Origin of the sequence: Nocardia albiluteola (assembly GCF_018860155.1) — a bacterium.
Classification (GTDB): Bacteria; Actinomycetota; Actinomycetes; order Mycobacteriales; family Mycobacteriaceae; genus Nocardia; species Nocardia albiluteola.
The window spans coordinates 224,452-247,455 of record NZ_JAHKNI010000001.1; the positions used below are offsets into that span (position 1 = coordinate 224,452).

Here is a 23,004-nt window from a genome sequence, read left to right on the forward strand (position 1 = left end):
GTAGGCTCTGTTTCATAACGTTCAGCCCCCCTGCAGACCGGCCTCGAGCACGGCTCGTGCGATGGGGGATGCCACGAATCCGCCGGTGCCCCGCAGTCCCATGTTGCCACCGTTCTCGACGACGACAGCGATCGCGATCTTCGGGTTCTGCGCCGGGGCGAAGCCGACGTACCAGCAGTGCGCCGGAGTCGTGCCGGGATCCGCGCCGTGTTCGGCCGTGCCGGTCTTGGAGGCGATCTGGAAGGGGGTTGTATTGCCCTGGAATGTGTTCTTCTCCGAGTCGATCATCATGTTCGTCAGCGTCGAGGCCACCTGCGGGCTGATCGCCTGACCGGCCGCCACCGGCTTGGTCCGGGACAGCTCGCTCAGGTCGGGCCCCTGGGTCTGATCGATCAGGTGCGGTTCCATCCGCACGCCGCCGTTGGCGACGGTGGCCGCGACGACCGCGTCGTCGAGCGGGGTGATCGCCACGTCGCGCTGGCCGATGCTGCTCTGGGCGAGCGAGGCCTGGTCCGGAATCGTGCCGACCGTGCTGTCGGCCACCGGCAGCGGAATGCCCGAGTGGGTGCCGATGCCGAATGCGGCCGCGGTGTCCTTGAGTTTGGCCGCGCCCACCTTCATGCCGATCTGCGCGAAGGCGGTGTTGCAGGACAGGGCGAAGGCCAGCTCCATCGTCGCGGTGGCGCCGTTGCCGCAGTGCTCGCCGTCGAAGTTCTCCAGCGTGGTGTTGGTGTCGGGCAACGTGATTCGCGGGTCGGCCGAGAACTGATCGGTGGTCTGGATGCCCGACTCCAGCGCCGCGGCCGAGGTGATCACCTTGAACGAGGATCCGGGCGGATAGGTCTGCGAGATCGCGCGATTCAGCAGCGGCTGCTTCTGGTCCGAGCTGAGCTGGTCCCACGCCTTGGTGCTGGCGGCGCCGTCGTGCGAGGCTAGCTGGTTCGGGTCGTAGCTCGGGGTGGACACCATGGCCAGGATGCGGCCGGTGCTCGGCTCGATGGCGACCACCGAGCCGGTGTAGCCGTTGCTGGTCAACTGGTCGTAGGCGACCTTCTGCATGATCGGGTTGATCGTGGTGACCACATTGCCGCCGCGCGGATCGCGACCGGAGATGAGGTCGATCAGCCTGCGGCCGAACAACTTGCTGTCCGATCCGTTGAGCACCGAATCCTCGGCGAGCTCGAGTCCGGTGCGCCCGTACTGCATCGAATAGAACCCGGTCACCGGCGCGTACGCCGCCGGATCGGTGGGGTAGGTGCGCAGGTACTTGTAGCGGTCGTCGGTGGCGACCGAGCTGGCCAGCACCGTGCCCGAGGCGGAGATCTGCCCGCGCTGGCGGGAGTACTCGTCCAGCAGCACACGCGAGTTGCGGGGATCGCTGCGCAGGCTGTCAGCCTTGATCACCTGGACGTAGGTGGCGTTCAGTAGCAGCGCGACGATCATCACCAGCACGGCCATGGCGACGCGGCGCAGTGGTGTGTTCATGCCGGTTCCCCCTCAGCCAGGCGGATCAAGTCGGTCTTGTCCGGTTTGATGATCTGTGTTTTCACCGCGCCGAACACCTCGGTGGGTGCGGGCTCGCGCTTGCGGACCGGCGCGGGGGCGCGCGCGGAGTCGGAGATCCGGATCAGCAGTGCCAGCAGCGCATAGTTGGCCAGCAGCGCCGAGCCGCCGTAGGAGACGAACGGGGTGGCCAGGCCCGAGAGCGGGATCAGCTTGGTCACACCGCCGACGACCAGGAACACCTGTGCCGCGATGGTGAACGCCAGCCCGGCCGCCAGCAGCTTGCCGAAGCTGTCCCGCACCGCGAGTGCGGTGCGCAGCCCGCGCACGACGAACACGGTGAACAGCAGCAGGATCGCCGCCAGCCCGATCAGGCCCAGCTCCTCACCGGCGGTGGCGACGATGAAGTCGGTCTTGGCGAAGGGCACCTGATCGGGGCGCCCGCTGCCCAGGCCCGTGCCCGCCAGGCCGCCGGTTGCCAGCCCGAACAGCGACTGGGCGATCCGGTAGCCGGTGCTGTTGTACACCGCGAACGGGTCGAGCCACGTGTGCACCAGGGTCCGCATGAACCCGAATGTGTTGTAGGCGAAGGCAAGTCCGAGGATCAGCAGCGCTCCGCCGGTGACCAGCCAGCCCACCCGCTCGGTCGCGATGTACAGCAGCGCCAGCACGGTTGCGAAGATCAGCAGGCTCACACCCAGATCCCGCTCGAACGCCAGCACGCCGACGCAGACGACCCAGACCAGCAGGATCGGACCGAGGTCGCGCGGGCGCGGCAGCTCCACCCCGAACGCGCGGCGTCCGGCGGCGGTGAACAGATCGCGCTTGGCCACCAGCAACGCCGCGACGAAGACGACCAGCAGCACCTTCGCGAATTCGCCCGGCTGCACCGTGAATCCGGGCAGCCGCAGCCAGATCTTGGCCCCGTTCGTCTCCGAATACCTCTCGGGCAGCACGGCTGGAACCAGGAGTGCGGCCGCGCCGATCAGTCCGAGCGTGTAATTGTATCGGGCCAGGGTGCGGTAGTCGCGCACCACCACCAGCACCGCGGCGAACACCAGGACCGCGCCGGCGGTCCAGAGCATCTGGTGGTCGGCGTCGCTGCCGCCGACGGTCTGCGGGCCGGCCAGGTCCAGGCGGTGAATCAGCACCAGGCCCAGCCCGTTCAGCAGCGCCGCGATCGGTAGCAGCAGCGGATCGGCGAACGAGGCGAACCGGCGCACCGCCAGATGGGCGACCCCGACCAGGGCCAGATAGGACAGGCCGAGTTTGGCCAGCTCCCAGGAGAGCCGCTGGTCCAGACTCGCCTCCACCAGCACCATCGCCACCATCGTGATGACGACAGCGACCACCAGCAGCAATAGTTCGATATTGCGACGGGTCGAGGGCGGGGGAGCGGGGGCGAACCCGCCCGGGGGGCTGGGGAAGGCCCCCGCGGATGGCGGTGCCGGTGCGGACATCAGTCCGCCTTCCTGCAGTTCTCCCCCGGGGTTTGCGGGACCGACGACGTGGTCGTCGGCGGGGCGGGTACGGCGCTGGCCGGTCCGGGAGTACCGGGCCGGGCATCGCTGCTGGCGGGAATCGGAACGCCGGAAGTGCCGGGCGTGCCGGTGCTGCCCGGGGCGCCGCCCGGAGCGGTGGGCGTGGGCGAGGCGGCGGTGGGAGTGCTCGACGGCGGCGTCGAGACCGGGACGGTGGTCGTGCAGGCGGGCAACAGATCCTGCTGGGCGAGCTTGTCCAGCTGGCGGTGCGCATCGTCCAGCGCGCCGGGGGGCAGGCCGCTGTTCACCTTGTCGCGTCCGGTCTGCTGCAGATCGGCGACCTGGAGTTGCCGGCATCCGTCCGGGAAGTCCTCTCCCGGGCTCGCCAGGCCCACCTGGCCGTCGCGCTGCACGCAGGCGAGCTGATCCACGTCATGGATGGAATATCCGAGCACCGATCCGGGCAGCCCGCGCACAATAACCACGTTGCCGTTATCGGCGCCGACGTAGTAGTTGTTGCGAATCATCTTGTAGCCCACCACGAGTCCGACCACCACGGCGGCGATCAGCGCCAGCGTCAGCAGGATCCAGCGGAGCTTGTGACTCTTACGCGGCTCCGGTGGTTCCGGGGCCACTGAGGGTCGTCGCGGCGCCGCGCGAGGAGGGCGCATCGCCGCCGCGCGTCCGGCTGCCGTATTGGGGGGCGGGGTGTCCTCGTCCTCGCCGGAGGCGGCGCCGGCCACGATCGGGTGGCTCTGGCCGTAGTCCAGGTCGATGACATCGGCGACGACGACCGTGACATTGTCGGGGCCACCGCTGCGCAGGGCGAGCTCGATGAGCCGGTCCGCGGACTCGTCGGTATTGCCCTCGCGCAACGTATTCGCGATGGTTTCGTCGCTGACCACATCGGACAGGCCGTCCGAGCAGAGCAGGTAGCGATCGCCCGCGCGCGCCTCGCGCATAGTCAGTGTGGGATCGATCTCGTTGCCGGTCAGCGCCCGCATGATCAGCGATCGCTGCGGGTGGGTGTGCGCCTGCTCGGCGGTGATGCGGCCCTCGTCGACCAGTGACTGCACAAACGTGTCGTCGCGGGTGATCTGGGTCAGCACGTCGTCGCGGAACATGTAGGCGCGCGAATCGCCGATATGCGCGAGGCCGAGTTTCTTGCCCGCGAACAGGATTGCGGTGAGCGTCGTGCCCATGCCGTCCAGTTCGGGCTCTTCCTCGACCTGATCCGCGATGGCGGCATTGCCCGAGTGCACCGCCCGGTCGAGCTTGCCCAGCAGATCGTCGCCGGGCTCGTCGTCGTCGAGATGGGCCAGGGCGGCGATCATCAGCTGGGAGGCCACCTCGCCGGCGGCGTGGCCGCCCATGCCGTCGGCGAGCGCCAGCAGGCGCGCGCCCGCGTAGACGGAATCCTCGTTGTTACCTCGAACGAGACCGCGGTCGCTGCGCGCCGCGTAACGGAGAACAAGGGTCACGATCGCAGCTCGATCACTGTCTTACCGACACGGACGGGGGACCCGAGCGGAACCCGCACGGGGGTAGTGACTTTCGCGCGGTCGAGGTACGTCCCATTGGTGGATCCTAGATCTTCGACGTACCAGTCGTCGCCGCGCGGCGAGAGCCGAGCATGCCTGGTGGAGGCATAGTCGTCGGTGAGTACCAGCGTGGAATCGTCGGCACGCCCGATGAGCACCGGCTGCGCGCCGAGTGTGATTCGAGTGCCGGCGAGTGAACCTTGAGTCACCACTAGATACTTGGCGCCCTTCTGGCCACGGCTGAAGGAAGGCAGCACCGCGGAACCGCGTGCGGCCCGGGGCTGGATCCGGATGCCGGATGCCGCGTAGATGTCGCTGCGCAGGGTACGGAGCACCGCCCATACGAACAGCCACAACAACAGTAGGAACCCCGCACGGGTCAGTTGCAGGATCAGTCCCTGCACGGTGCTCCACCTCCTGTTCGACCGAGTCGAGTACGACGCCTTGTCCCCCAACCGGCCTGCTGGGTCAGCACGGACCTGCTGCCGGGGCGAGGGCTGGCAGCATCATAGGGCCGATGACCGGTTGCGATCACGATACGGGCGAGGATTTCGCGCCATAACGTGATCTGTATCGGCGAGCTTACGGGATCAGACGATCCGGATCAGGATCTCGGAATGTCCGGCGCGGATGATATCGCCGTCGGCGAGCTGCCAATCCTGCACCGGCGACCCGTTGACCAGCGTTCCGTTGGTCGATCCGAGGTCCGAGAGCATCGCGACCTGACCGTCCCACCGGACCTCGATGTGGCGGCGGGACACGCCGGTATCGGGGAGCCGGAAGTGTGCGTCCTGGCCGCGTCCGATGATGTTGCTGCCCTCGCGGAGCTGATAGGTGCGCCCGCTGCCGTCGTCGAGCTGGAGAGTGGCCGAATAGCTCGACCCGCCCGCGGGAGCGGCCTGTGCGGGCGCGCCGTAGCCGCCCCCCTGGGCACCGCCCTGCTGGCCGTAGCCCTGCTGCTGGCCGTACCCGCCCTGCTGCTCGTACCCCTGCTGGCCGTAGCCCTGCTGTTGCCCGTAGCCGCCCTGCTCGTACCCGCCGGGGGACTGGGCGTAGCCCTGGTCGTACCCGCCGGGGGCCTGACCGTACGCCTGCTGCTGGCCGTGGCCGGCCTGCTGCTCGTAGCCCTGCTGGCCGTACGCCTGGTCGCTGTACCCCTGCTGCTGGCCGTACGCCTGGTCGCCGTAGCCCTGCTGCTGGCCGTAGCCGCCCTGCTGCTCGTACCCGCCGTGCTGGCCGTAGCCGCCCTGCTGCTCGTACCCGCCGTGCTGCTCGTAGCCACCCTGCTGGCCGTATCCGCCCTGCTGGTAGTCGTGGCCGTTCTGGTACTCGCCGTAGTCGCCGCCGCCCGGCGCCTGATATCCGCCACCCGCGGGAGCCTGGTACCCGCCCTGCTGGCCGTATTCGTCGTAGCCCTGCTGACCCGGGCGGCCCGCGGGCGGCGGCGCGTACCCGCGGTTGCGTGGATCGGACTCCGCGGGCTCACGGCTGGGGTCGTAGCCTGAGTTCTGCGTCATGGGGCCAGCTCCTGGTTGCGGGTGTGCGGTTCGTTGTCGGGGCGGTCCGGAACGGCCGGGAGATGGACCGCGGACCGTCTGTTCGCGACGGCCCGCGTCCGGGTCTACCCGTCCGCGTGTCCTGAACTGCCCGGTGTGCAGCGTAGGGGATGGTTCGAATTCGACATGCACATCACCGTAGGTCTGCCACCCTTGATCGCGGATGTATTCCTGCAGATGTTTGGCGAACGCCCGGGTGGTGAGGTCATGGTCGGCATCGAGTTGCCGCAGGTCCGCCGCGTTGATGGTGATGGTGTAGCTGTTGGGGGCCAGCAGATGGCCGCCGTCGAGTTCGGTGACCCGATCGGAAGCCTCACGCTGCAGCGCCGCCTCCACCTCCTGGGGGACGACACTGCCACCGAAGACACGGGCGAAGCCGTCGCCGACGGCATCCTTCAGGCGCCGTTCGAACCTGGTCACTATCCCCATCGCCGACCCTCCCTTCGGTATGCGTGTGCGTCGGTCGTCTGTTCAGGATTCGCGACACGCCGATAGGGCGTGTCGACGGTCGGACACGGTCATTGCATGATATCCACGATCGTCCACACCTGTAACTCCTGGCAACGCTCGGCGGTTCCCATCTGCTGTCCATCCCCCGTGTAGGCCCGTGAACAGGCGATTTCGTTCCGATCGCGACCCCGTGCTACTGTCTCCAAGTCGCTCGGGCGAGTGGCGGAATGGCAGACGCGCTGGCTTCAGGTGCCAGTGTCCTTCGGGACGTGGGGGTTCAAGTCCCCCTTCGCCCACAGGTGCGGGAAGGCCGCAGACCGGATTCGGTCTGCGGCCTTTCTGTTTGTCATTGACCCGCCGTCGTCATGCTGTGTCTCTTCTCACCTCGGCCCGCGCCATTCCCGGTGCTGGGCAGCGAGATCGGGCGGTTGTGTCCGGACCGGACACATGTTCTGTGTCACCGCGCGAGGATTGATTGCCGCTGTCCGGGGTGAGAGACGCGTCTCACGCGGCCGGGCGTGTCATCGGGTCACTCGTCGACGGGAACCGGACGGCCGACGACCAGCTGGTCAGGCGTCGAACTGCCCAACGGGTGCGACCGGTGCTTCCATCTTTTGGTCAGTTGACTGTCGGGTCGGGTGCGGGCTGGTCGGGTACTGTGCTCGAGTCGCGGCGTGACCATGCCGTGACCGCAGCGGAATGGGCAGGTGCACACCATGATTCGACGTCTTCCCGGGATGATCGCGACCGCACTGTGCACCGCCGGGCTGCTGGCGTTCGCCGCGCCCGCGCAGGCCTCCACCGGATGGGGCCCATTCGCCGCGCCGAACCCCTACCTGGGTCCGCTCGGTTCGGCGACGATGCATTCGGATGCCGGATCGTCCGATGCGACTCCGCTGGCCGGACCGGGTGCACGGCCGGTCTCCGCGACGGTCTACCCGCTGGCGGACGCCTGTCCCACGCTGCTGCAGGGTACGGACGGGCTGGTCGTGGCGCTGTGCACCACGATCGCCGACCGGGCGCCGACCGTGGAACTCATCGGTCCCCGGGCAACCGGACCGCTCGGTTTCGGAACCGCCGCGGCGACCCTGACCCTGGCCAAGGGCGGACTGCTCGGCGGCGTCTATGCCTTCCTGGACAACGAGAACCGGCTGGTGGTCGTCGACGGGAACCGCCACCTGCTGCGCATCGGGCACGCGCGGGACGCGGCGGGACGATGGGCCCTCGCGGTGACGTCGTCGGTCGATCTGTCCGGCGTGGTGCCCGCGGGCGACAGTGTCGTGGGACTGGTTCCGGATTCCAGCGGCGCGGTGTGGTTCGCCACCGAGCACGCGGTCGTCGGGCGGGTGGGCGCGGCAGGGGGAGTCTCGGCGGTCTCCCTTCCGGCCGGGGAGATGGTCGAGAACAGCATCTCCGCGACCCCGAACGGCCGAATCGCCGTCGCCACCACGTTCGCGCTCTACGAATTCCACACTGGTGACTCCGGCCGCCCCGAGATCTCCTGGCGCCGCGCCTACGACCGCGGCCCCGGCCGCAAGCCGGGGCAGCTCAGCTGGGGCACCGGATCCACACCCGTCTACTTCGGCCCGAAGACCGGCGCGGACTACGTGACCATCGTCGACAATGCCGCCGGAGCCGCGCATCTGCTCGTATTTCGTTCCGGCACCGGGCAATTGGTGTGCAGCCAGCCGGTGCTGACGCGCGGCGGCCCGGGTAGCGAGAACGCGCCGATCGGCCTGGGCCGCACGGTGGTCGTGGCCAGCACCTACGGCTATCCGTATCCGACGCTGCCGCAGGGCGCGGGTCCGTCCGTGCCGTCGAGTGCGTCGTTCACCGGCGGCATGACGCGGGTGGATGTCGGCGCGGACGGCTGTCACACGGTCTGGGACAGCCCGGTGCGCAGCTCGGCGGTGCCGATCCTGTCCGCGGCGGACGGCCTGATCTACACGGTGGACCGGGTCGGCCTGCCGGACGCCACGCCGCTGGATGGTTTCGAGTTCGCCGCGGTCGACGCCGAGACCGGGGCGGTCGTTTCGCGCAGCCCGCTGCCCGGCACGATCGCCGAGGATCCCCTGCAGACCGCGCCGCTGATCACCCGGGACCACCGGATACTGCAGGGCACACTCAGCGGCATCCTGCGCATCGGTTAGCGACTCGCTCCCGGACCGATTCGCGTGTACCGGTGGTGAATCCCGGACGAGGTCCGGGCGAAGGTTTTCCGTCGCGGTGTGATCTTCGCCGCATCCACGGTGAGGGCGCGGGGCGCGCGGGTTTGGTTGCGGGCACGAACAAAATGATCACGGAGCGGTATCTCCGCCGCGTATTTGGGTGTCCGTACGCAGATAAGGCCCTATCACCTAACTGCATTCCGGAATTGGCCCGCATTAACAAACTTGAGGTTTGTTTACTATATGGCAACCGTTCCGTCATCGGTAATTTCCGTGGTATATGCCCTGGTTGTGCGGTGTTGATGTGCCTAGAAGGTGGCGATTCTACGAGGCTGGTTAACCTTGCGATGGGCGTTTTCGGACATATGCCGCAGCCCGTTCCGGGCCGAATGGGAGGGATCGGGCACAACGCCACGCTGGATGTTCCGGACTCGCAACAGAGTGGGCGCTACGGATTTGCCGAAGGATCGATTGTCCCTGCCGGACCACCGCTTTCGGGCCGTGACCTACACACGCGCCAGGCGGAGGGGAGGTTGCATCGGGATAACGATTGTGTAGAGTTGACGGTAACGCTGGCCGCAGCTGAGCTGGACTCGCTGCGGCCAGTGGCTCTCAAATTATCCGACTCGATCTTGGGTCACCGCGCCTCGCTACGCAAGCCAATTACGCGCTGTTAGCCGATTGTGCGCCCGGCGGTAACTACACCGACCCCTTCGCGGCCCGACGGCCGACCCCGAACACGTAGACCAGAAAGCCCAGCTCGGCGATCAGCCCGATGCCGATCCGGACCGGCGCGGGCCAGCCGCTGGGCGTGATGAAACCCTCGATCGTCCCGGATACCGCCAGCACCGCGACCAGGCCCAGCGCCACGGTCGCCGAGGCCCGGCCCTGCCGCGCCAGCGCCTGCGCACGACTGCGCCGGCCCGGATCGATCAGCGTCCAGCCCAGCTTCAGGCCCGCGCCCCCGGCCACGAAGACCGCGGTCAGCTCGAGCATGCCGTGCGGGAGGATGAATCCGAAGAAGGCGTCCAACCGGCCCGCATCGGCCATCAGGCCCGCCGAGACGCCGACGTTGAGCGCGTTCATGAACAGCGCGTACACCGCGGGGAGGATCAGCAGCCCGGTGAACAGCGCGACCGCGGACACCCAGACGTTGTTCGTCCAGACCTGCGCGGCGAACGCGTCGTGCGGGTGCGCGGAGTAGTAGGTCTCGAACTCGCCGCCGGGGCTGGTGAGGCTGCCCGGATCGGCGGGCACGCCCAAAATCCTGCGCGCGGAACCGGATCCGGAGACCCAGACACCCAGCCCCGCCGCAATCGCCACGAATGCCGCGGCCACGCCGGTCCACCACGGCCAGATCCGGTAGACCGCCGCGGGAAAGCTGTGGGTGAAGAAGCGCCCGACCGCGCGCCACGCCTCGACCCGGGTGCCGAGCACCCGGCCGCGTGCCCTGGTGAGCAGCGCGGACAGGCCGCCGATCAGCTCCGGATCCGGCGAATGGGACTGCAACCGGGACAACTGCTGGGAGGTGCGCCGGTACAGCGCCATCAGCTCGTCGGCCTCCGCGCCGGACAGCCGGTGCTGCCGGGACAGCTGGTCGAGCCGGTACCACGACTGGCGGTGCGTGTATGTGTATGCGTCCACGTCCACTGTCTTCGTGCCCCTCCGCCGCGCTCCGGTTTCCGTGCGGCGTCCGGCCGCGTCTTCGCTCTCGCGGCACGCTCCGCGCGGGCCGCACGGGGATGGTATCTCTCCGGTCCGACGAATCGTTCGCTGTCGGTCCGGCCGGTCACGACGCCCGTTATGGTGAACAGATCATGGCCGTATTCACCACCGGCGAGGCCGTCGCCCTCGACCTTCCCATCGCGCGGATCCCGACCCGGGCCGCGGCGATGCTGATCGATCTTCTGCTGCAGGCAATGGTGGGCTGGATCCTGGTGCTCGCCATCGCCGCGGTCATGCTGCAAATCCAGCCGGACAGCGCGTGGTTCAACACCATCACCCTGGTCACCTTCGTCGCCATCCTGGTCGGATATCCGGTCACCTGCGAAACCCTGATGCACGGCCGGACCGTCGGCAAGCTCGTGCTGGGCCTGCGCGTGGTGCGCGGCGACGGCGGCCCCATCGACTTCCGGCACGCGCTCACCCGCGGCCTGTCCTGGGTGATCGTGGACTTCTGGAGCCTGGGCGGCTTCGGCGCGGTCGCGGTCGTCACCTCGCTGTGCTCGCCGCGCGCCCGCCGCGTGGGTGATGTGCTCGCAGGCACCGTCGTGGTGCACGATCGCGCCACGATTCCGTTGCCCGCCTTGGCCGTTGCGCCGCCTTGGCTGCAGGGCTGGGCGCAGCACCTGGACCTGTCCGGACTGGGCGAAGATCTGGCCCTGCCGATCCGTCAGTACCTGACCCGCTACGCCAGCCTCACCCCCGAGGTGCAGTATAACCTCGGCAACGCCCTGGTCGCCGCCGTCTGCACCCAGTTGCGGGTCGTCCCGCCCGCCGGCCACCCCCCACTGCAGATCCTCGGCGCCCTGATCTCCGAACGCCAGCGCCGCACCCTCACCGTCCAGCGATCGGTGGTCGCGGCGCCGGTTCTGGTAGCCCCGATGTCCTTCGCGCCCACACCTTTCGCGCCCTCCATCGACTCGGGTTGGCAGCGCCCGGCCTGATCCCGAGGCCCGGCCGATCGATCGCCGGATGCCGACCTGATCTGGCGTCGTCAGTGAATCCGCCGCGCGCATCATCGGCGCGCCGGCTCCATCTCCAACCCACCATAATTCGCGGGCGCTGCCGCTCGCGATCGCAACGGTGTACGTGTGGTGCCCCCGAAGTTCACGATCGCCGGAGGCGAAGGCGGATTGCACCTCATCAAGGCTCTGTCGGTTCCCCGGCTGGCGATCGCCGATTCGTGGCACGGACTTGGGCGCACGGCCCATCGCGACAGTGGACTCCTAGTGGCGGGGCAATGCGCCCTCGTGGTGAGAGATGTTGTGGCGCGATGCGACTCGGGACCGGAGTGCCGGGATCACATGGCGCCGGAGCGCTTGAGTTCCAGGTATTCGTCGGCGAGGGCCTCGGGGAGGCGGTCGGGGGAGGTCGCCACGACGTCGATCCCCTTGCGGCGCAGTGATTCCCGGACGAGGGCGCGTTCGGCGAGCAGATTTTCCGCGGCCGCCGCGGTGTAGATGTCAGCGGGGGTGCCGCGGCGGGTGGCGGCCGCGGCGATGTCCGGATCGGTGACCGAGACCAGCAGGACGCGATGGCGCTGCGCCAGCACGGGCAGCACCGGGAGCAGGTTCTCCTCGACCATGGCGCCGTCCAGGCCGGTGAACCACACCACCAGGCTGCGGCGGCGCGCGCGCTGGATCGCTGCCCGCACCAGGCCCGCGGTGTCGGTATCCACGAGCGCCGGGACGACACCGGCCAGCGCGTGCATCAGCCTGGACTGCAGTCCCTTTCCGCCCGCGGTGCGCACCTCGGCCCGCACCTGCCGGTCGTAGGCGAGCAGGGCGACCATGTCCCCGGCCGCGGTGGCGAGCCCGCCCAGCAGCAGCGCCGCCTCGATGCTCGCCTCCAGCCGAGTGCCCTCGGCGGGGTCGACCGGACGCCTGTCGGGCGTCGTTGCGCCGCCGGTCACGAATCCCGAACTCGCGCCGACCAATCCGGCGCTGTACCGCCCGGTGTCCAACAGCATCAGCACGTGCCGATTGCGTTCGGGACGCCAGGTGCGAACCAGCACGTCGGTCGCGCGGGCGGTGGCTCGCCAGTCGATGGCGCGCACGTCGTCACCGGCGACATACTCACGGAAGGAATCGAATTCGGCGCCCTGTCCGCGGATGTTCACCACGTTGCGGCCCTCGAGCTGCTGGAGCTGCTTGACCTTCGAGGACAGCACCCGCTCGCTGCGGAACGCGGGCAGCGCGCGCACCCGGGCATCCACCGCCCGCCGGGACTGCCAGCCGGCCAGGCCCAGCGGGCCCAGCAGGCGCAGCGTGACCGGACCGGCCACCCGGTCGCCGCGATAGGTCGGGGTCAGGGTGGTGGTGATCCGGATCTTGGTGTTCGGTCCCAGGCGGAGGCGATGAATACGGCGGTCGGCGCGGGCGCTGTCGGGCCAGTCGTCCCAGAGGTACCCGCGGATCGGCCGCGCGCCGCGATTGATGACGGTCAGTTCCACGGCGGTCTCACGCCCGACGCGCACCGTGGACAGCGACGGGCGCGAAAGTTCCAGGCTCGCCGCCCTTCCCGCCGCCGCGCTGTCGGCCACGATCAGCGCGAGCAGCAGCATACTCACGATGAGCACGCCCAGCCACGAGGGCGCCGCGACCATCACCACGAGCGCCGCCACCGCCGCGACCGCGGCCAACCGGCCGCTGACAACCATTGCGCTACACCGGAACCGGGACGGACATCAGCAGCGAGGACATCACGCCCTCGGCGGTCACCCCGTCCAGTTCCGCCTCCGGCCGCAGCTGCAAGCGATGCCGAAGCACAGCCACCGCAACGATTTTCACGTCGTCGGGAGTGACGAAGCCGCGGCCGTTGAGCCACGCGAACGCCCGTGCGGCGGCCAGCAGCGCGGTGGCGCCGCGGGTCGACGCGCCGTGCTGCACGGCGGGCGAACTGCGCGTGGCCCGGCACAAGTCGACGATGTAGGCCAGCACCTCGGGGCTGGCCGTCACCTCGGAGACCGCGGCCCGGGCCACCGCGATATGCGACGGTCCCGCCACCGGATGCAGTCCCGCGGCGTCCAGGTCGCGCGGATCGAAGCCGGCGGCATGGCGCTGCAGGATGCGGAATTCGTCCTCGCGCTCGGGCAGGCGGATGTCGACCTTGAACAGGAACCGGTCCAGCTGCGCCTCCGGAAGGGGATAGGTGCCCTCCTGCTCGATCGGGTTCTGGGTCGCGATCACGACGAACGGATCCGGCAGCGGCCGCGGCTTGCCGTCGACCGAGACCTGCCGCTCCTCCATCGACTCCAGCAGTGCCGACTGGGTTTTCGGCGGCGTACGGTTGATCTCGTCGGCCAGCAGCAGGTTGGTGAAGACCGGTCCGCGGCGGAAGGTGAACTCCGCGGAATGTGGATCGTAGATCTGCGAGCCGGTCACATCGCCGGGCATCAGGTCGGGGGTGAACTGGACGCGCGAATGCTCGAGTTCCAGCGCCGTGGCCAGCGCCCGCACGAGCAGCGTCTTTGCCACGCCCGGAACGCCTTCCAGCAGCACATGGCCGCGGCACAGCAGCGCCAGCACCAGGAACATGACGGCCTGGTCGTTGCCGACGACGGCCTTGCCGATCTCGGCCCGCAGCGCGCCCAGTGCGCGATGGGCGTCCTGTGCGGTGGGGGTGTGGTCGATATCCGCCCGTGTCATGCGATCTCCGTCATACGATCTCCGATTCGATCAGGTCCAGTTGTGCGGCAATCAATTCCAGGGTGGCGTCGTCGGGCACCGGGCCGTACAGCGCCGCGCCGTACCGATCCGCGGGGCCCCCGAGGCGCGCGGCGAGCGTCCCGACCACCCGTTCCGGCGGGGCATCGGCGGTCAAGCCCAGTGCGGGCCGGATCCGGCGCAACATCGCCGCCCGCAGCTTCGCGGCCGTATGGTCCCGATCCTTGGCGCGGCGGTACAGCGCGGCCTGCCCGGCGAGCAGCTCGTTCGCCGCGACCTGCACCGGACGCGGCTCACCGACCAGCGCACCACGCCGGCGCGCTCGCCACCAGACCACCAGCACGGCACAGATCAGCCACTGCAATCCGCCGTAGGCCAGCCAGTGCGGCAGTCGCCCGAAGATCGAATCGCTGCCCGCGTCATTGATATTCGGCGGCGGGGGCTTCGGCTCGTCGGGCGGGACGATCGGTTCCGAGGGCATGGGCGGAGCCTTGGGCGCCCCGGACAGATGCAGCAGCACGTAGATGATCAACGCCACGAGCAGCACGCCGAACACCGCGGCCCAGAACTTGGGGCTGCGCAGCAGCTCGGGCAGGGGCGGGGGCCGCCACCGCACGGTCCGGCGTTCGCGTTCGATCGTCTCGACGGGTTCGTCGGGAGGCGGCGGCGCGAGCGAGTAGCGGTCGGCCTGTTCGAGCAGGCGATACTCGGCCTCGGTGGCGGATCGCCCGCCGTATACGACCTCGTCGAAACTCCGTGCCGCGCTCGGCAGTTCGGTGGCCTGTGCGGTGGTGGCCGCGGCGTCGGCGGTCTCCCGCGCGGTGCGGGAGCGCTGGACCTCTAGCAGGCCGTTCTGTTCCAGTCCGCGGGTCACCGCGCGGAAGCGTTCGCGCAGCGCGGTGGTGAAATCGCGGTGCAGGGCAGCCTGATCCGCGGTGGCGCGGTGGGTGCCCGCCGGGCCCAGCGCGGGAACCGGGGGGACCGACGGCGTGCCGGGGCCGAAGTACTGTCCCCCCGATGCCGGCAGGTCGTGGAATGGGGCATCGCGCTCGCCCGCATCCATCGGCCGGGGTGGAGGTTCGGGTGCGGCGAATTCTGGACTGTCGCCGCGGTTCACCGTATCGTCCCCGGAATTCGCTTGGCGGGATCGGGAATCCGCACGTCCATGGCCTCGCGGCGGCAGCGCCGGTCGACATAGCCGACCACACTCGTGGCCGCGTCGACGACCTCGGTGAATGCCGCGATGAGCAGTACGCCGGAGGTGGCCAGGACAATGACCGCCCAGCGATGGGTGCCGGAGAAGTCCGAGATGAACAGGGGCACACCAAGCAGCGGCACCGCCATCACCAGAAAAAGTACGCGCTGCGCGAGCCACAGCCCGGCCAGCCGCCATTCCGCTCCGGCGGCAAGGATTTTCGCCCTCCCCACGGCACCACGATACGTCGCCTGCTCCTCGAACAGCGCCGGAACCAGGCACAGTCGCCGCGCCCGCAGCCACCCCAGCAGCGGTATCGCCCCGAGGATTCCGGCGAACACGACGAGCAGACCCATCGCCGGTACGGCGATACCCTGCAGCGTGTAGAACAGCCGATCGCCCAGCAGCGGACCGAGTCGGCGGCCGAGCTGCCGCAGCGCCCCGCGCCAGGTCATCGGTCGTCCGCGGACACCGGCCAGGCCGATCGGCACGGTCACCCCGCGCAGGAACAGTCGCAGCAGCCAGCCGGTGACGGCCGTGGAAAGTATTGCGGACCAGGCGGTTCCGGCATCCGAGCCCTGCGTCGCGGCGGAACCGGCGACGGTGATCGCGACGACGATGTCCTCGGCCAGCACCAGCCCGGCCAGGCCGAGGGCCGCCAGCTTCTTGATGTCCGCCTGGATCACCGCGAACGGCAGATCCAGCAGCTCGCGAAACGACAGCGGCCGGATCGGTACCGACTCGCCGGCATCGAGCCCGAAGTCCTGGGCATCGGAGCCGGGGACAGGCGCCATCGCGGCGGGCCCGGACGACAGACCGGCCCGATCGGCGGCAGCGGGAAGCACGTGGCAGAGTCTATCCGCCAACTGTCGGTTGTCCGCCTTTCAGGCAATACGGTGCGAATCAGGCGATCCAGCCGAGCTGCTGGGCGCGAGACAGGTCGTCGCGCGCGGCCCAGTGCTCGACGACGAGGCCGTTCTCGATGCGTATCCAGTGTGTCTGTACCACTTCGAATGTCCGGCCGTACGAGGGAAACTCCCGGGCCACCTCACCCTCGGGCGTGAACACGACGAACGGCCCGACCTGACGCCCGCTCATCACGGTGTCCAGGCACACCAGATCCCCCTCGGCGACGACCGTGTTCACCCGATGCTGGATGCCGGAGAACGCGCCCCGCAGCCACAGCGCGGTCGCATAGAACCCGGCCGGTCCCGGTTCCCGGCACGCGAGCGGCTCCCGTCGAGCCTCCCGATTTCGCGCCCGCGGGTGATAAACGGCATCGAAATCGGCGCGCTCACCCGCCCCCATGATCTCCAGACTCCGCACAGCCACATCCCGCATGGGAACCACCAACTCCGAAACACTGGACACCGTCGAACGCGCCGACGCTACCGAGCGGACCTGTGCGCTGCTTCCCACCTTTGGGAAGTGTGCGAGCGGAACAGCCCGGTGCTCGGGCCATTCCGAGTTGGCTGGTTCAGTTCGCGGCGGGCGCGGTGTGATCCTGGTCCGGGGTGAGCAGGCGGTCGATGACCGCGCGGTAGTGGTCCGGGGGGATCGGAGGGAGACCGAGCAGGGCGCGCAGGTAGACGCCGTCACCGACCAGGCGGACGATCTCGGCGTGCACCGGGTCGTCGAATTCGGTGTCCAGTCCTGATTTCCAGGCGTCCATTACCGCGGTCAGCGCGCGTTGTGCCTCATTGTCGCGCTGGTCGTGGGCATCGACGGTCCGCATGGCCGCCATCATCGAGCGGTACAGGGCCAGCTCGAGGGCATCGGAATCGCTGTCGGTGCTGGGGCTCTGCAGATACCACTCGGCCACCGATCGACCCTGCGCGACGGCCTGCGTCAGCTGCTGGTCGGCGCGCTCGCCGAGGCGGCGGACCAGCCCGGCGAGCAGCGCGTCCTTGCTCTTGAAGTGGTAGAGCAGCCCGCCCTTGGAGACCCCGGCCGCCGCGGCGACGTTTTCGAGGGTGACCTGGGAGACGCCTTTCTCCAGCAGCAGGGTTTCGAGGGCGTCGAGGATCCGGTCGCGGGTCGCTGTCACGGTAATCACTGTACCGTCTGGACGGTTGCCTCTGGTACTGTACCGTCTGGACGGTTTATCAATGGAAGGGATCATGACTACCCATCACGCGACCACGGAGAGGTCCGTCGGCGACGGTTCCGCGCGTCGTACCGTGGAGAAAGCCCGGAGAACGGACCGGTACGCCGACAGAGTCCGCGGCCTCGGGGGTGCCGGAACGCACGCGGGACGGGCCGACGACGATGCTCGCCGAGTCGGTGCAGGTGAAGACGGGAGACGCGAAGCGGCCGGAACACGTGGAGTCGGCGGGCCGAGAAGGCTGGTCGATCGAGCGGACGGCGCGGGCGAAATGGCTTGTAACGGCGAGGATGTTCGCGGTGTCGGCGGTGCCGGAAAGCAGCGCGTGCGGGCCGTCGTCGGTGCTCGCCGAGTCGGTGCGGGTGAAGACGGGAGACGCGAAGCTGCCCGAACCCGAGGTATCGGCGGGCCGGAAAGCCCGGTCGATCGAGCGGGCAAACGCTGGGCGGGGCTGGGCGTCCTGGTACTCGCGCTGCTGCTCATCTCCGTCGATGCGACAGTGCTGGACATCGCGGTCCCCGCGATCAGCGCGCATCTCGCACCCAGCACGCCGCAGCTGTTGTGGATCATCGACGTCTACTCGTTCGTGCTGGCGGGTCTGCTGGTGACGATGGGAGCGCTCGGCGACCGGATCGGCCGGCGGAGGCTGCTACTCATCGGCGCGGCCGGATTCGGGCTGGCCTCGGTGCTGGCGGCGTGGTCGGTGAGCCCGGCGATGCTGATCGCCGCGCGTGTCCTGCAGGGCATCGCCGGTGCGACCCTGATGCCCGCCACGCTCGGCCTGATCCGTGCCATCTTCACCGATCCGCGCGAGCGCACCACCGCGATCGCGGTGTGGAGTGCGGCGGCCAGCGGCGGTGCGGCGCTGGGCCCGCTGCTGGGCGGCTGGCTGCTGCAGCATTTCTGGTGGGGTTCGGTCTTTTTGGTCAACCTGCCGGTGATGCTGGTGCTGATCGCCCTCGGCCCACTGCTGCTACCCGAGTCCAAGGATCCGAAGCCGGGTCGCTTCGACCTGGTCAGCGCGGGGCTGTCGATGCTGACGCTGGTGCCGATCGTATACGCGGTCAAGGAGATTGCCGCACACGGCGTGAGCGGGCTGCTACTGATGATCGCGGCGGTCGGTGTCGCCGCGGGCGTGCTGTTCGTGCGCAGGCAGCGTCGCCTGCCCGATCCGATGCTGGACCTGCGGCTGTTCGCGCGGCCGCGGTTCCGCACCGCGGTGCTGACCAACCTGCTGGCGGTGTTCGCGCTGGCGGGTGTGCTGTTCTTCGGTTCGCAGTATCTGCAACTGGTACAGGGCCGTTCGCCGCTGGACGCCGGGCTGCTGCTGTTGCCGGGGATGCTGGCGAGCATGGTCGCGGCCCTGTTCTCGGCCTGGCTGGTGCGCTGGTGGCGGCCGGGCCGGGTGCTCGCGGGCGCACTGGCGGTAGCGGCGCTCGGCGCGGCCGCATTCCTGTGGCTGGGTTCGGGGCCGGGCATCGCGCCGTTCGTCGCGGGCTTCCTGCTCATCGGCACGGGTGTCGGTGTGGCGCTGACGATCTCGTCGGATCTGGTGGTCGGTTCGGCACCGGCGGCGCGCGCCGGTGCGGCGGCCGCGGTCTCCGAGACCGCCTACGAGGCGGGCCTCGCACTCGGCGTCGCGGTGCTGGGCAGCGTGGTGATGGCGGTGTTCCGGAACGGTCTGGACCTGTCCGGTCTGTCGGACGCCCAGGCTGCGGCGGCCAGCGAATCCCTCGGCGGCGCAGCGGAAACCGCGTCGGCCCTGCCGGAACACCCGGCGGTCGCGCTGCTGAACTCGGCGCACGAGGCGTTCGTCTCGGGTGTTCACGTGGCGGCGATCATCGTCGGGCTGATTCTCGCGGTATCGGCTGTGATCGCCTGGCGCGCAATGGATCGTCCGGATCAGTCGGCGGATGGCCGGAGCGATGTCAAGTCGCAGGTGAAGGGCGTCCACTGATCACAGCCGCACGACGCTTCGTGTCCTCGCCGCGGCAGGATCTCGGATGTGGTTGTCACCCCTTCCAGTCCGTGCTGAAGGCGCGGGCGGGGTTGGTGACGAAAACAGCGGTGGCGATCTCGGGACCGAGTTCGCGTTCGATGCGGGGCCGACAGGTATGGAGCAGGAAGGGCATCCCCGGGCCGTCGGCGGTCGAACGCGCCGAGGGGGTGACGGTGTCCCCGCCGAGCAGGATCCGGTCGGCGTGCCCGCTGTCGACCAGGGCCGCGATGTTGTCGAGCAGGCGCCAGTCGACGGCGTGGTGGGCTCGCGAAGGTCCTTCGAACCCGACGAATGCGCCCGCGGCGGCGACCTGCCGGTGAATTGCGCTGTCCGGGAACCGGTGCAGATGGCCGAGGATGATGTGACGCGGTGCCACATTGTGGGTTCCGGCGAGTTCGTCCAGCACCGCCAGCGCGGCGGTGCCGGCCTCGAGGTGGACGCCGATCGGCGCTCCGGTGGCGTGGTGGGCGGTCGCGGCGGCGGCCAGCACGTGCCGGGCGTGTTCGTCGATGTGGTGGAAGGCGCCCGCCACCTTGATGAGTCCAGCGCGCACCGGGCCCGAAGTGAGCTGGCGTACAAACAGCTCGGCGAGATCGTCACGGACGGAGGCCAATTCGGCGGGATCGTAGTGCTTGGCCTGATGCATCCCGGTGGCGGCCACCAGTTGCACACCGGATCGCCGGGACAGCTCGGGTAGGTCCTCCAGGCGCTGTCCCATGCCCCACGGTGTCCACTGCACCACCGCCTGCCCGCCCAGCGCCGCGAACGAATTCAATTCGGCCAGTGCGGCATCGGCGTCGTCGAGTTCCTCGCCGGGTAGCTGGGGGGAACGAATGAACAGGTGATCGTGTGCGTTGCAGACACCAAGGCTCTCGGGCTCGATATCGCCGAGCACGGTGCGGATCATGGCGGTCATCGGGCCTGCTCCTCGGTCTCGGCGAGCGCTGCGGTGGCCACTCGCAGACCGGCCAGCGTCTTGGGCACTCCGATGTAGGGCGCCAGATGCGCGAAGACCTCGAGGATCTCCTCGCGGGAAAGTCCTACCCGCAGAGAGGTTTTCACGTGTCCGTTCAATTGCGGGTCCACCCCGCCGAGTGCGGTCAGGGCGGCCAGATTGACCAGCTGACGATCTCGCAGCGATAGCTGTCCGCGGAGATAGGTGCCGCCGAACAGTGCGGTGACAATCCAGTCGGCGAATCCGGGCACCGACTGCTCCAAGCCGGGCAATGCGGCGTGCTGGGTGGCCTGGTCCTGCAGCAGGTCCAGCATTCGGTACCCCTCCTCGCGGTCGAACCGGGCCGGGGTCAGCTGCTGAGACAGGTCGTGGGTGTTCGTCATGATCAGGAAACCTCTCGTAACGGGTCAAGCGTTACGACCGTAGCAGATGTAACGAGTAAAGCGTTACAATTTTCCGATGACGGAAGACAAGCACGCGTTCCGGTTCGATTGCGGGTCCACCTGGCTGAATCTGCTCGCCACCAGGGGCCGCAGCTTCAGCCCCGACCCGGTGGAGCGGCTCGACTCGCCCGCACGGTTCGCCGAGTGGCTAGACCGCAGTGAGCTGTTGCCTGCTCGCCCGCCCTCGACAGACGAACTGGCCCAGGCGATCCGACTACGGGAGACGCTGCGCGTCCTGGTGCTGGCCACCATCGACGGCACGACACCCCCGCCCGACGCAATCACCGACCTGAGCGCATTCCTCGCCGCACACGACGACCCGGTCCACTTGGTCGCCGCCGACCGGCTCCGGCGCGAACCCCCACCCACCGCGTCCGACGCGCTCACCCGCATCGCCCGCCAAGCCGTCGATTGCCTGACCGGTATCGAACGCGCCGCGCTGAAGGTCTGCCCCGAACACGACTGCCGAGGCGTATTCATCGACAACGCCGGCCGCCGCCGCTGGTGCCCGTCACCCGCATGCGCGAGCCGGGGTCGAGTCCGGGCGATGCGTGCGCGGCGGGCGGCTGATCAGGTCTCCGGCCGAGACCGCTAACGCCGAACGCGAGCCACGAGGCAAACAGCAATCCCCCTTCCGGGTAGCCCGCATGTCCGGCTCTTCGCAGTTTAGAGCGCGGTTGTCGCGCCGACCCTGTTCATTGTTCCGTCATAGAGATGATGAATATCCTGAGGAGTGGGATGCGGCGTTTAAAACTTCAGCCAGAGATTCAATGCTACCCCACCTGGGTTTACCGGGACGGGGGGTACGAGAACATTTCTCCAGAGTCGTTGAATGTATCGGACGACCTTGTCGCTGCGCTGCACGAGTGGGCCGACCGTTGGGACGCAACCTACGATCTCGCCAACGACCCCGCAAACCCACATTTCAGCTCACCGGACATCGAACGCCAATTCTGGGAAGACGGTCATCACCTCGTAACTCGCCTCACTGAAGAACTGTATCGCGAATGGAACGTTCATTTCGAGTCCGAGGATTTGAACTGAACAGGTCCGACATATGACCGGTCTCGCCGTGCGGACGGGTGATTAAGGAGGTGGCGGCAGTCGCGCAGTCGACCTCGGGCCGGGTCATCCCGGCCAGGCAGGTCATCGACCTCACGACCTGCCTTCAGTGTTAAGCGAATCCGTCACTCCAGTAATCGTGGTCTATTTCGTAACGATCGATACTGAATCCCCTGGGATGCATCGAGAAGCCCGGCTTCTGCCGAACACGACCGACTGCACCCTCGGATCCGTCATCGAGTTCGCGACAATGCTGCACGACGTAGACGTGATCCATCGACGATAAGACTTTCAGTTGTGGATTCGACGGGGTGTATCGGTCCAGGGGTCGCCATACTTTTCGTATGGATTACCAAGTTCGGTCAGCCGCTGCTCGCCTCGTTCTAAGAGATCAGCCCGGAATACCTCATTGGAGCCGATTTGGTTACTAGGTATGTCTAGATATCCATCGACACTGTTGTAACCACGGGCAATTCGCTGCAGCGATTCATCATTCGAAACATCCCAGGGCTCCCACGGCCGCCCGCCTCCAGGGAAGGCGCCGAATCGGATGTATCCTCTATCGGCAAGCTCTCGGATCACATCGAGAACATGAGCTCGGGAGTAGCTTTCCGGAGTGATTTGCGCCACCATTCCGGGATATTTGATGTCAATTGTAACACCACCCGACTTACTTCCATCTCTAATTCTGATTTGAGTGCCATCAGGAAGCTGACTGCCTTCCCCTGGATAGGTTCCGACATCCATCGGTTTGCCATCTTTTGTCAGATCCTTGTACAACTCACGTATCTCGTCGTCGGTACCCATCTCGCGATGTGGATCAGTCTTGCCGGGGCTCGTGCGAGCGTTCAGTATTTCTTCGACCTCCGCAGCGTTACTTGGACCGCTGGTGCTTCCGTTGCCCGTCGAGGGGGCAGGTTTTGAGTTGCCATCGTCGATGAACGCCTTCATGGCGATGATGGCCGCGAGATTTTTGATGGCTTTGTCGAGGTCGACGGTGGGGAGCGCGTGGAAGGCGTCGATGACGCCGACCGCGCCGGCGGCCAGGCCGGTCAGGCCGATGACTTTAGCCATCTGGCTTGTGCGGTAGGCGGTTTGGATGGCTTCGGCGGTGGCGATGACATCGGTGTCGATGGCGGCTTCCGCGGCCACGGCGGAGG

The 23,004-nt window shown here is 68.3% G+C and carries 20 protein-coding genes and 1 tRNA gene; 6 read left to right on the forward strand and 15 right to left on the reverse strand.

Features of this window, described 5'->3' with window-relative positions; genetic code table 11:
* Positions 1–21: 21 nt before the first annotated feature.
* The 5 genes from KO481_RS01045 to KO481_RS01065 form a co-directional block, all read right to left on the reverse strand.
* Entirely contained in the window at positions 22–1,485 is a 1,464-nt protein-coding gene (locus tag KO481_RS01045; RefSeq protein ID WP_215915027.1) for a peptidoglycan D,D-transpeptidase FtsI family protein, read from the reverse strand.
* Positions 1,482–2,963, reverse strand: coding sequence for an FtsW/RodA/SpoVE family cell cycle protein (locus KO481_RS01050; protein ID WP_215915028.1), 1,482 nt, complete (start codon positions 2,961–2,963; stop codon positions 1,482–1,484). The genes KO481_RS01045 and KO481_RS01050 overlap by 4 nt, the downstream gene beginning before the upstream one ends.
* Positions 2,963–4,465 carry a PP2C family protein-serine/threonine phosphatase gene (locus KO481_RS01055; protein ID WP_215915029.1) on the reverse strand — a complete coding sequence of 501 codons (1,503 nt, stop codon included), beginning with the start codon at positions 4,463–4,465 and terminating at the stop codon, positions 2,963–2,965. The genes KO481_RS01050 and KO481_RS01055 overlap by 1 nt, the downstream gene beginning before the upstream one ends.
* Entirely contained in the window at positions 4,462–4,929 is a 468-nt protein-coding gene (locus tag KO481_RS01060; RefSeq protein WP_215915030.1) for an FHA domain-containing protein FhaB/FipA, read from the reverse strand. The genes KO481_RS01055 and KO481_RS01060 overlap by 4 nt, the downstream gene beginning before the upstream one ends.
* Positions 4,930–5,115: 186 nt before the next feature.
* A complete protein-coding gene (locus KO481_RS01065; RefSeq protein WP_215915031.1) occupies positions 5,116–6,510 on the reverse strand; it encodes an FHA domain-containing protein in 1,395 nt (464 codons plus the stop codon).
* A 234-nt stretch (positions 6,511–6,744) separates the two neighbouring features.
* Here KO481_RS01065 and KO481_RS01070 point away from each other — a divergent pair.
* Positions 6,745–6,827: transfer RNA gene (locus tag KO481_RS01070), tRNA-Leu, on the forward strand.
* 420 nt (positions 6,828–7,247) lie between these two features.
* On the forward strand, positions 7,248–8,681 hold the full coding sequence (locus KO481_RS01075; protein ID WP_372451866.1) for a hypothetical protein: 1,434 nt from the start codon (positions 7,248–7,250) through the stop codon (positions 8,679–8,681).
* Positions 8,682–9,398: 717 nt separating this feature from the next.
* Here the strand turns inward: KO481_RS01075 and KO481_RS01080 are convergent.
* Entirely contained in the window at positions 9,399–10,349 is a 951-nt protein-coding gene (locus KO481_RS01080; protein WP_215915032.1) for a stage II sporulation protein M, read from the reverse strand.
* A gap of 167 nt (positions 10,350–10,516) precedes the next feature.
* On the opposite strand from KO481_RS01080, the gene KO481_RS01085 reads away from it, so the two are divergent.
* Positions 10,517–11,365, forward strand: a complete 849-nt coding sequence (locus KO481_RS01085; protein WP_215915033.1) for an RDD family protein — start codon at positions 10,517–10,519, stop codon at positions 11,363–11,365.
* 356 nt (positions 11,366–11,721) lie between these two features.
* On the opposite strand, the gene KO481_RS01090 is transcribed toward KO481_RS01085, so the two are convergent.
* The 6 genes from KO481_RS01090 to KO481_RS01115 all read right to left on the reverse strand — a co-directional run bounded on the left by KO481_RS01090 (position 11,722) and on the right by KO481_RS01115 (position 17,328).
* Positions 11,722–13,080 carry a DUF58 domain-containing protein gene (locus KO481_RS01090; RefSeq protein WP_215915034.1) on the reverse strand — a complete coding sequence of 453 codons (1,359 nt, stop codon included), beginning with the start codon at positions 13,078–13,080 and terminating at the stop codon, positions 11,722–11,724.
* Between the two features lie 4 nt (positions 13,081–13,084).
* Positions 13,085–14,068, reverse strand: a complete 984-nt coding sequence (locus tag KO481_RS01095) for an AAA family ATPase (protein WP_215915035.1) — start codon at positions 14,066–14,068, stop codon at positions 13,085–13,087.
* Positions 14,069–14,078: 10 nt separating this feature from the next.
* Positions 14,079–15,203, reverse strand: coding sequence for a DUF4129 domain-containing protein (locus KO481_RS01100; protein ID WP_308166203.1), 1,125 nt, complete (start codon positions 15,201–15,203; stop codon positions 14,079–14,081).
* Positions 15,200–16,126, reverse strand: coding sequence for a hypothetical protein (locus tag KO481_RS01105; RefSeq protein ID WP_308166204.1), 927 nt, complete (start codon positions 16,124–16,126; stop codon positions 15,200–15,202). Before KO481_RS01105 ends, KO481_RS01100 begins: the two co-directional genes overlap by 4 nt.
* A 58-nt stretch (positions 16,127–16,184) precedes the next feature.
* A complete protein-coding gene (locus tag KO481_RS01110) occupies positions 16,185–16,613 on the reverse strand; it encodes an ester cyclase (RefSeq protein WP_215915036.1) in 429 nt (142 codons plus the stop codon).
* A 145-nt stretch (positions 16,614–16,758) separates the two neighbouring features.
* Positions 16,759–17,328 (reverse strand): TetR/AcrR family transcriptional regulator, encoded by a 570-nt coding sequence (locus tag KO481_RS01115; protein ID WP_308166205.1) that lies wholly within the window; start codon positions 17,326–17,328, stop codon positions 16,759–16,761.
* A 328-nt stretch (positions 17,329–17,656) separates the two neighbouring features.
* On the opposite strand from KO481_RS01115, the gene KO481_RS01120 reads away from it, so the two are divergent.
* Positions 17,657–19,342, forward strand: coding sequence for an MFS transporter (locus KO481_RS01120; protein ID WP_215915038.1), 1,686 nt, complete (start codon positions 17,657–17,659; stop codon positions 19,340–19,342).
* Between the two features lie 55 nt (positions 19,343–19,397).
* Here KO481_RS01120 and KO481_RS01125 read toward each other — a convergent pair whose 3' ends face one another.
* Positions 19,398–20,300, reverse strand: a complete 903-nt coding sequence (locus KO481_RS01125) for a phosphotriesterase family protein (RefSeq protein WP_215915039.1) — start codon at positions 20,298–20,300, stop codon at positions 19,398–19,400.
* Positions 20,297–20,722: a carboxymuconolactone decarboxylase family protein gene (locus tag KO481_RS01130; RefSeq protein WP_215915040.1), complete on the reverse strand. Its 426-nt coding sequence runs from the start codon at positions 20,720–20,722 to the stop codon at positions 20,297–20,299. Before KO481_RS01130 ends, KO481_RS01125 begins: the two co-directional genes overlap by 4 nt.
* A 76-nt stretch (positions 20,723–20,798) precedes the next feature.
* On the opposite strand from KO481_RS01130, the gene KO481_RS01135 reads away from it, so the two are divergent.
* Both KO481_RS01135 and KO481_RS01140 read left to right on the forward strand, forming a co-directional pair.
* The gene (locus KO481_RS01135; RefSeq protein WP_215915041.1) at positions 20,799–21,377 is read left to right on the forward strand and encodes a CGNR zinc finger domain-containing protein; all 579 of its coding nucleotides are present in this window, start codon (positions 20,799–20,801) and stop codon (positions 21,375–21,377) included.
* A 119-nt stretch (positions 21,378–21,496) separates the two neighbouring features.
* Positions 21,497–21,826 carry an immunity protein CdiI family protein gene (locus KO481_RS01140; RefSeq protein ID WP_215915042.1) on the forward strand — a complete coding sequence of 110 codons (330 nt, stop codon included), beginning with the start codon at positions 21,497–21,499 and terminating at the stop codon, positions 21,824–21,826.
* 309 nt (positions 21,827–22,135) lie between these two features.
* On the opposite strand, the gene KO481_RS01145 is transcribed toward KO481_RS01140, so the two are convergent.
* Entirely contained in the window at positions 22,136–22,996 is an 861-nt protein-coding gene (locus KO481_RS01145) for a hypothetical protein (protein WP_215915043.1), read from the reverse strand.
* Positions 22,997–23,004 lie beyond the last annotated feature (8 nt).

Coding starts and splice junctions, on each gene's coding strand:
- KO481_RS01045 (WP_215915027.1), bottom strand. CDS start 1,485: ATGAACACACCACTGCGCCGCGTCGCCATGGCCGTGCTGGTGATGATC.
- KO481_RS01050 (WP_215915028.1), bottom strand. CDS start 2,963: ATGTCCGCACCGGCACCGCCATCCGCGGGGGCCTTCCCCAGCCCCCCG.
- KO481_RS01065 (WP_215915031.1), bottom strand. CDS start 6,510: ATGGGGATAGTGACCAGGTTCGAACGGCGCCTGAAGGATGCCGTCGGC.
- KO481_RS01075 (WP_372451866.1), top strand. CDS start 7,248: ATGATTCGACGTCTTCCCGGGATGATCGCGACCGCACTGTGCACCGCC.
- KO481_RS01085 (WP_215915033.1), top strand. CDS start 10,517: ATGGCCGTATTCACCACCGGCGAGGCCGTCGCCCTCGACCTTCCCATC.
- KO481_RS01090 (WP_215915034.1), bottom strand. CDS start 13,080: ATGGTTGTCAGCGGCCGGTTGGCCGCGGTCGCGGCGGTGGCGGCGCTC.
- KO481_RS01095 (WP_215915035.1), bottom strand. CDS start 14,068: ATGACACGGGCGGATATCGACCACACCCCCACCGCACAGGACGCCCAT.
- KO481_RS01120 (WP_215915038.1), top strand. CDS start 17,657: ATGGCTTGTAACGGCGAGGATGTTCGCGGTGTCGGCGGTGCCGGAAAG.
- KO481_RS01125 (WP_215915039.1), bottom strand. CDS start 20,300: ATGACCGCCATGATCCGCACCGTGCTCGGCGATATCGAGCCCGAGAGC.
- KO481_RS01130 (WP_215915040.1), bottom strand. CDS start 20,722: ATGACGAACACCCACGACCTGTCTCAGCAGCTGACCCCGGCCCGGTTC.
- KO481_RS01135 (WP_215915041.1), top strand. CDS start 20,799: ATGACGGAAGACAAGCACGCGTTCCGGTTCGATTGCGGGTCCACCTGG.
- KO481_RS01140 (WP_215915042.1), top strand. CDS start 21,497: ATGATGAATATCCTGAGGAGTGGGATGCGGCGTTTAAAACTTCAGCCA.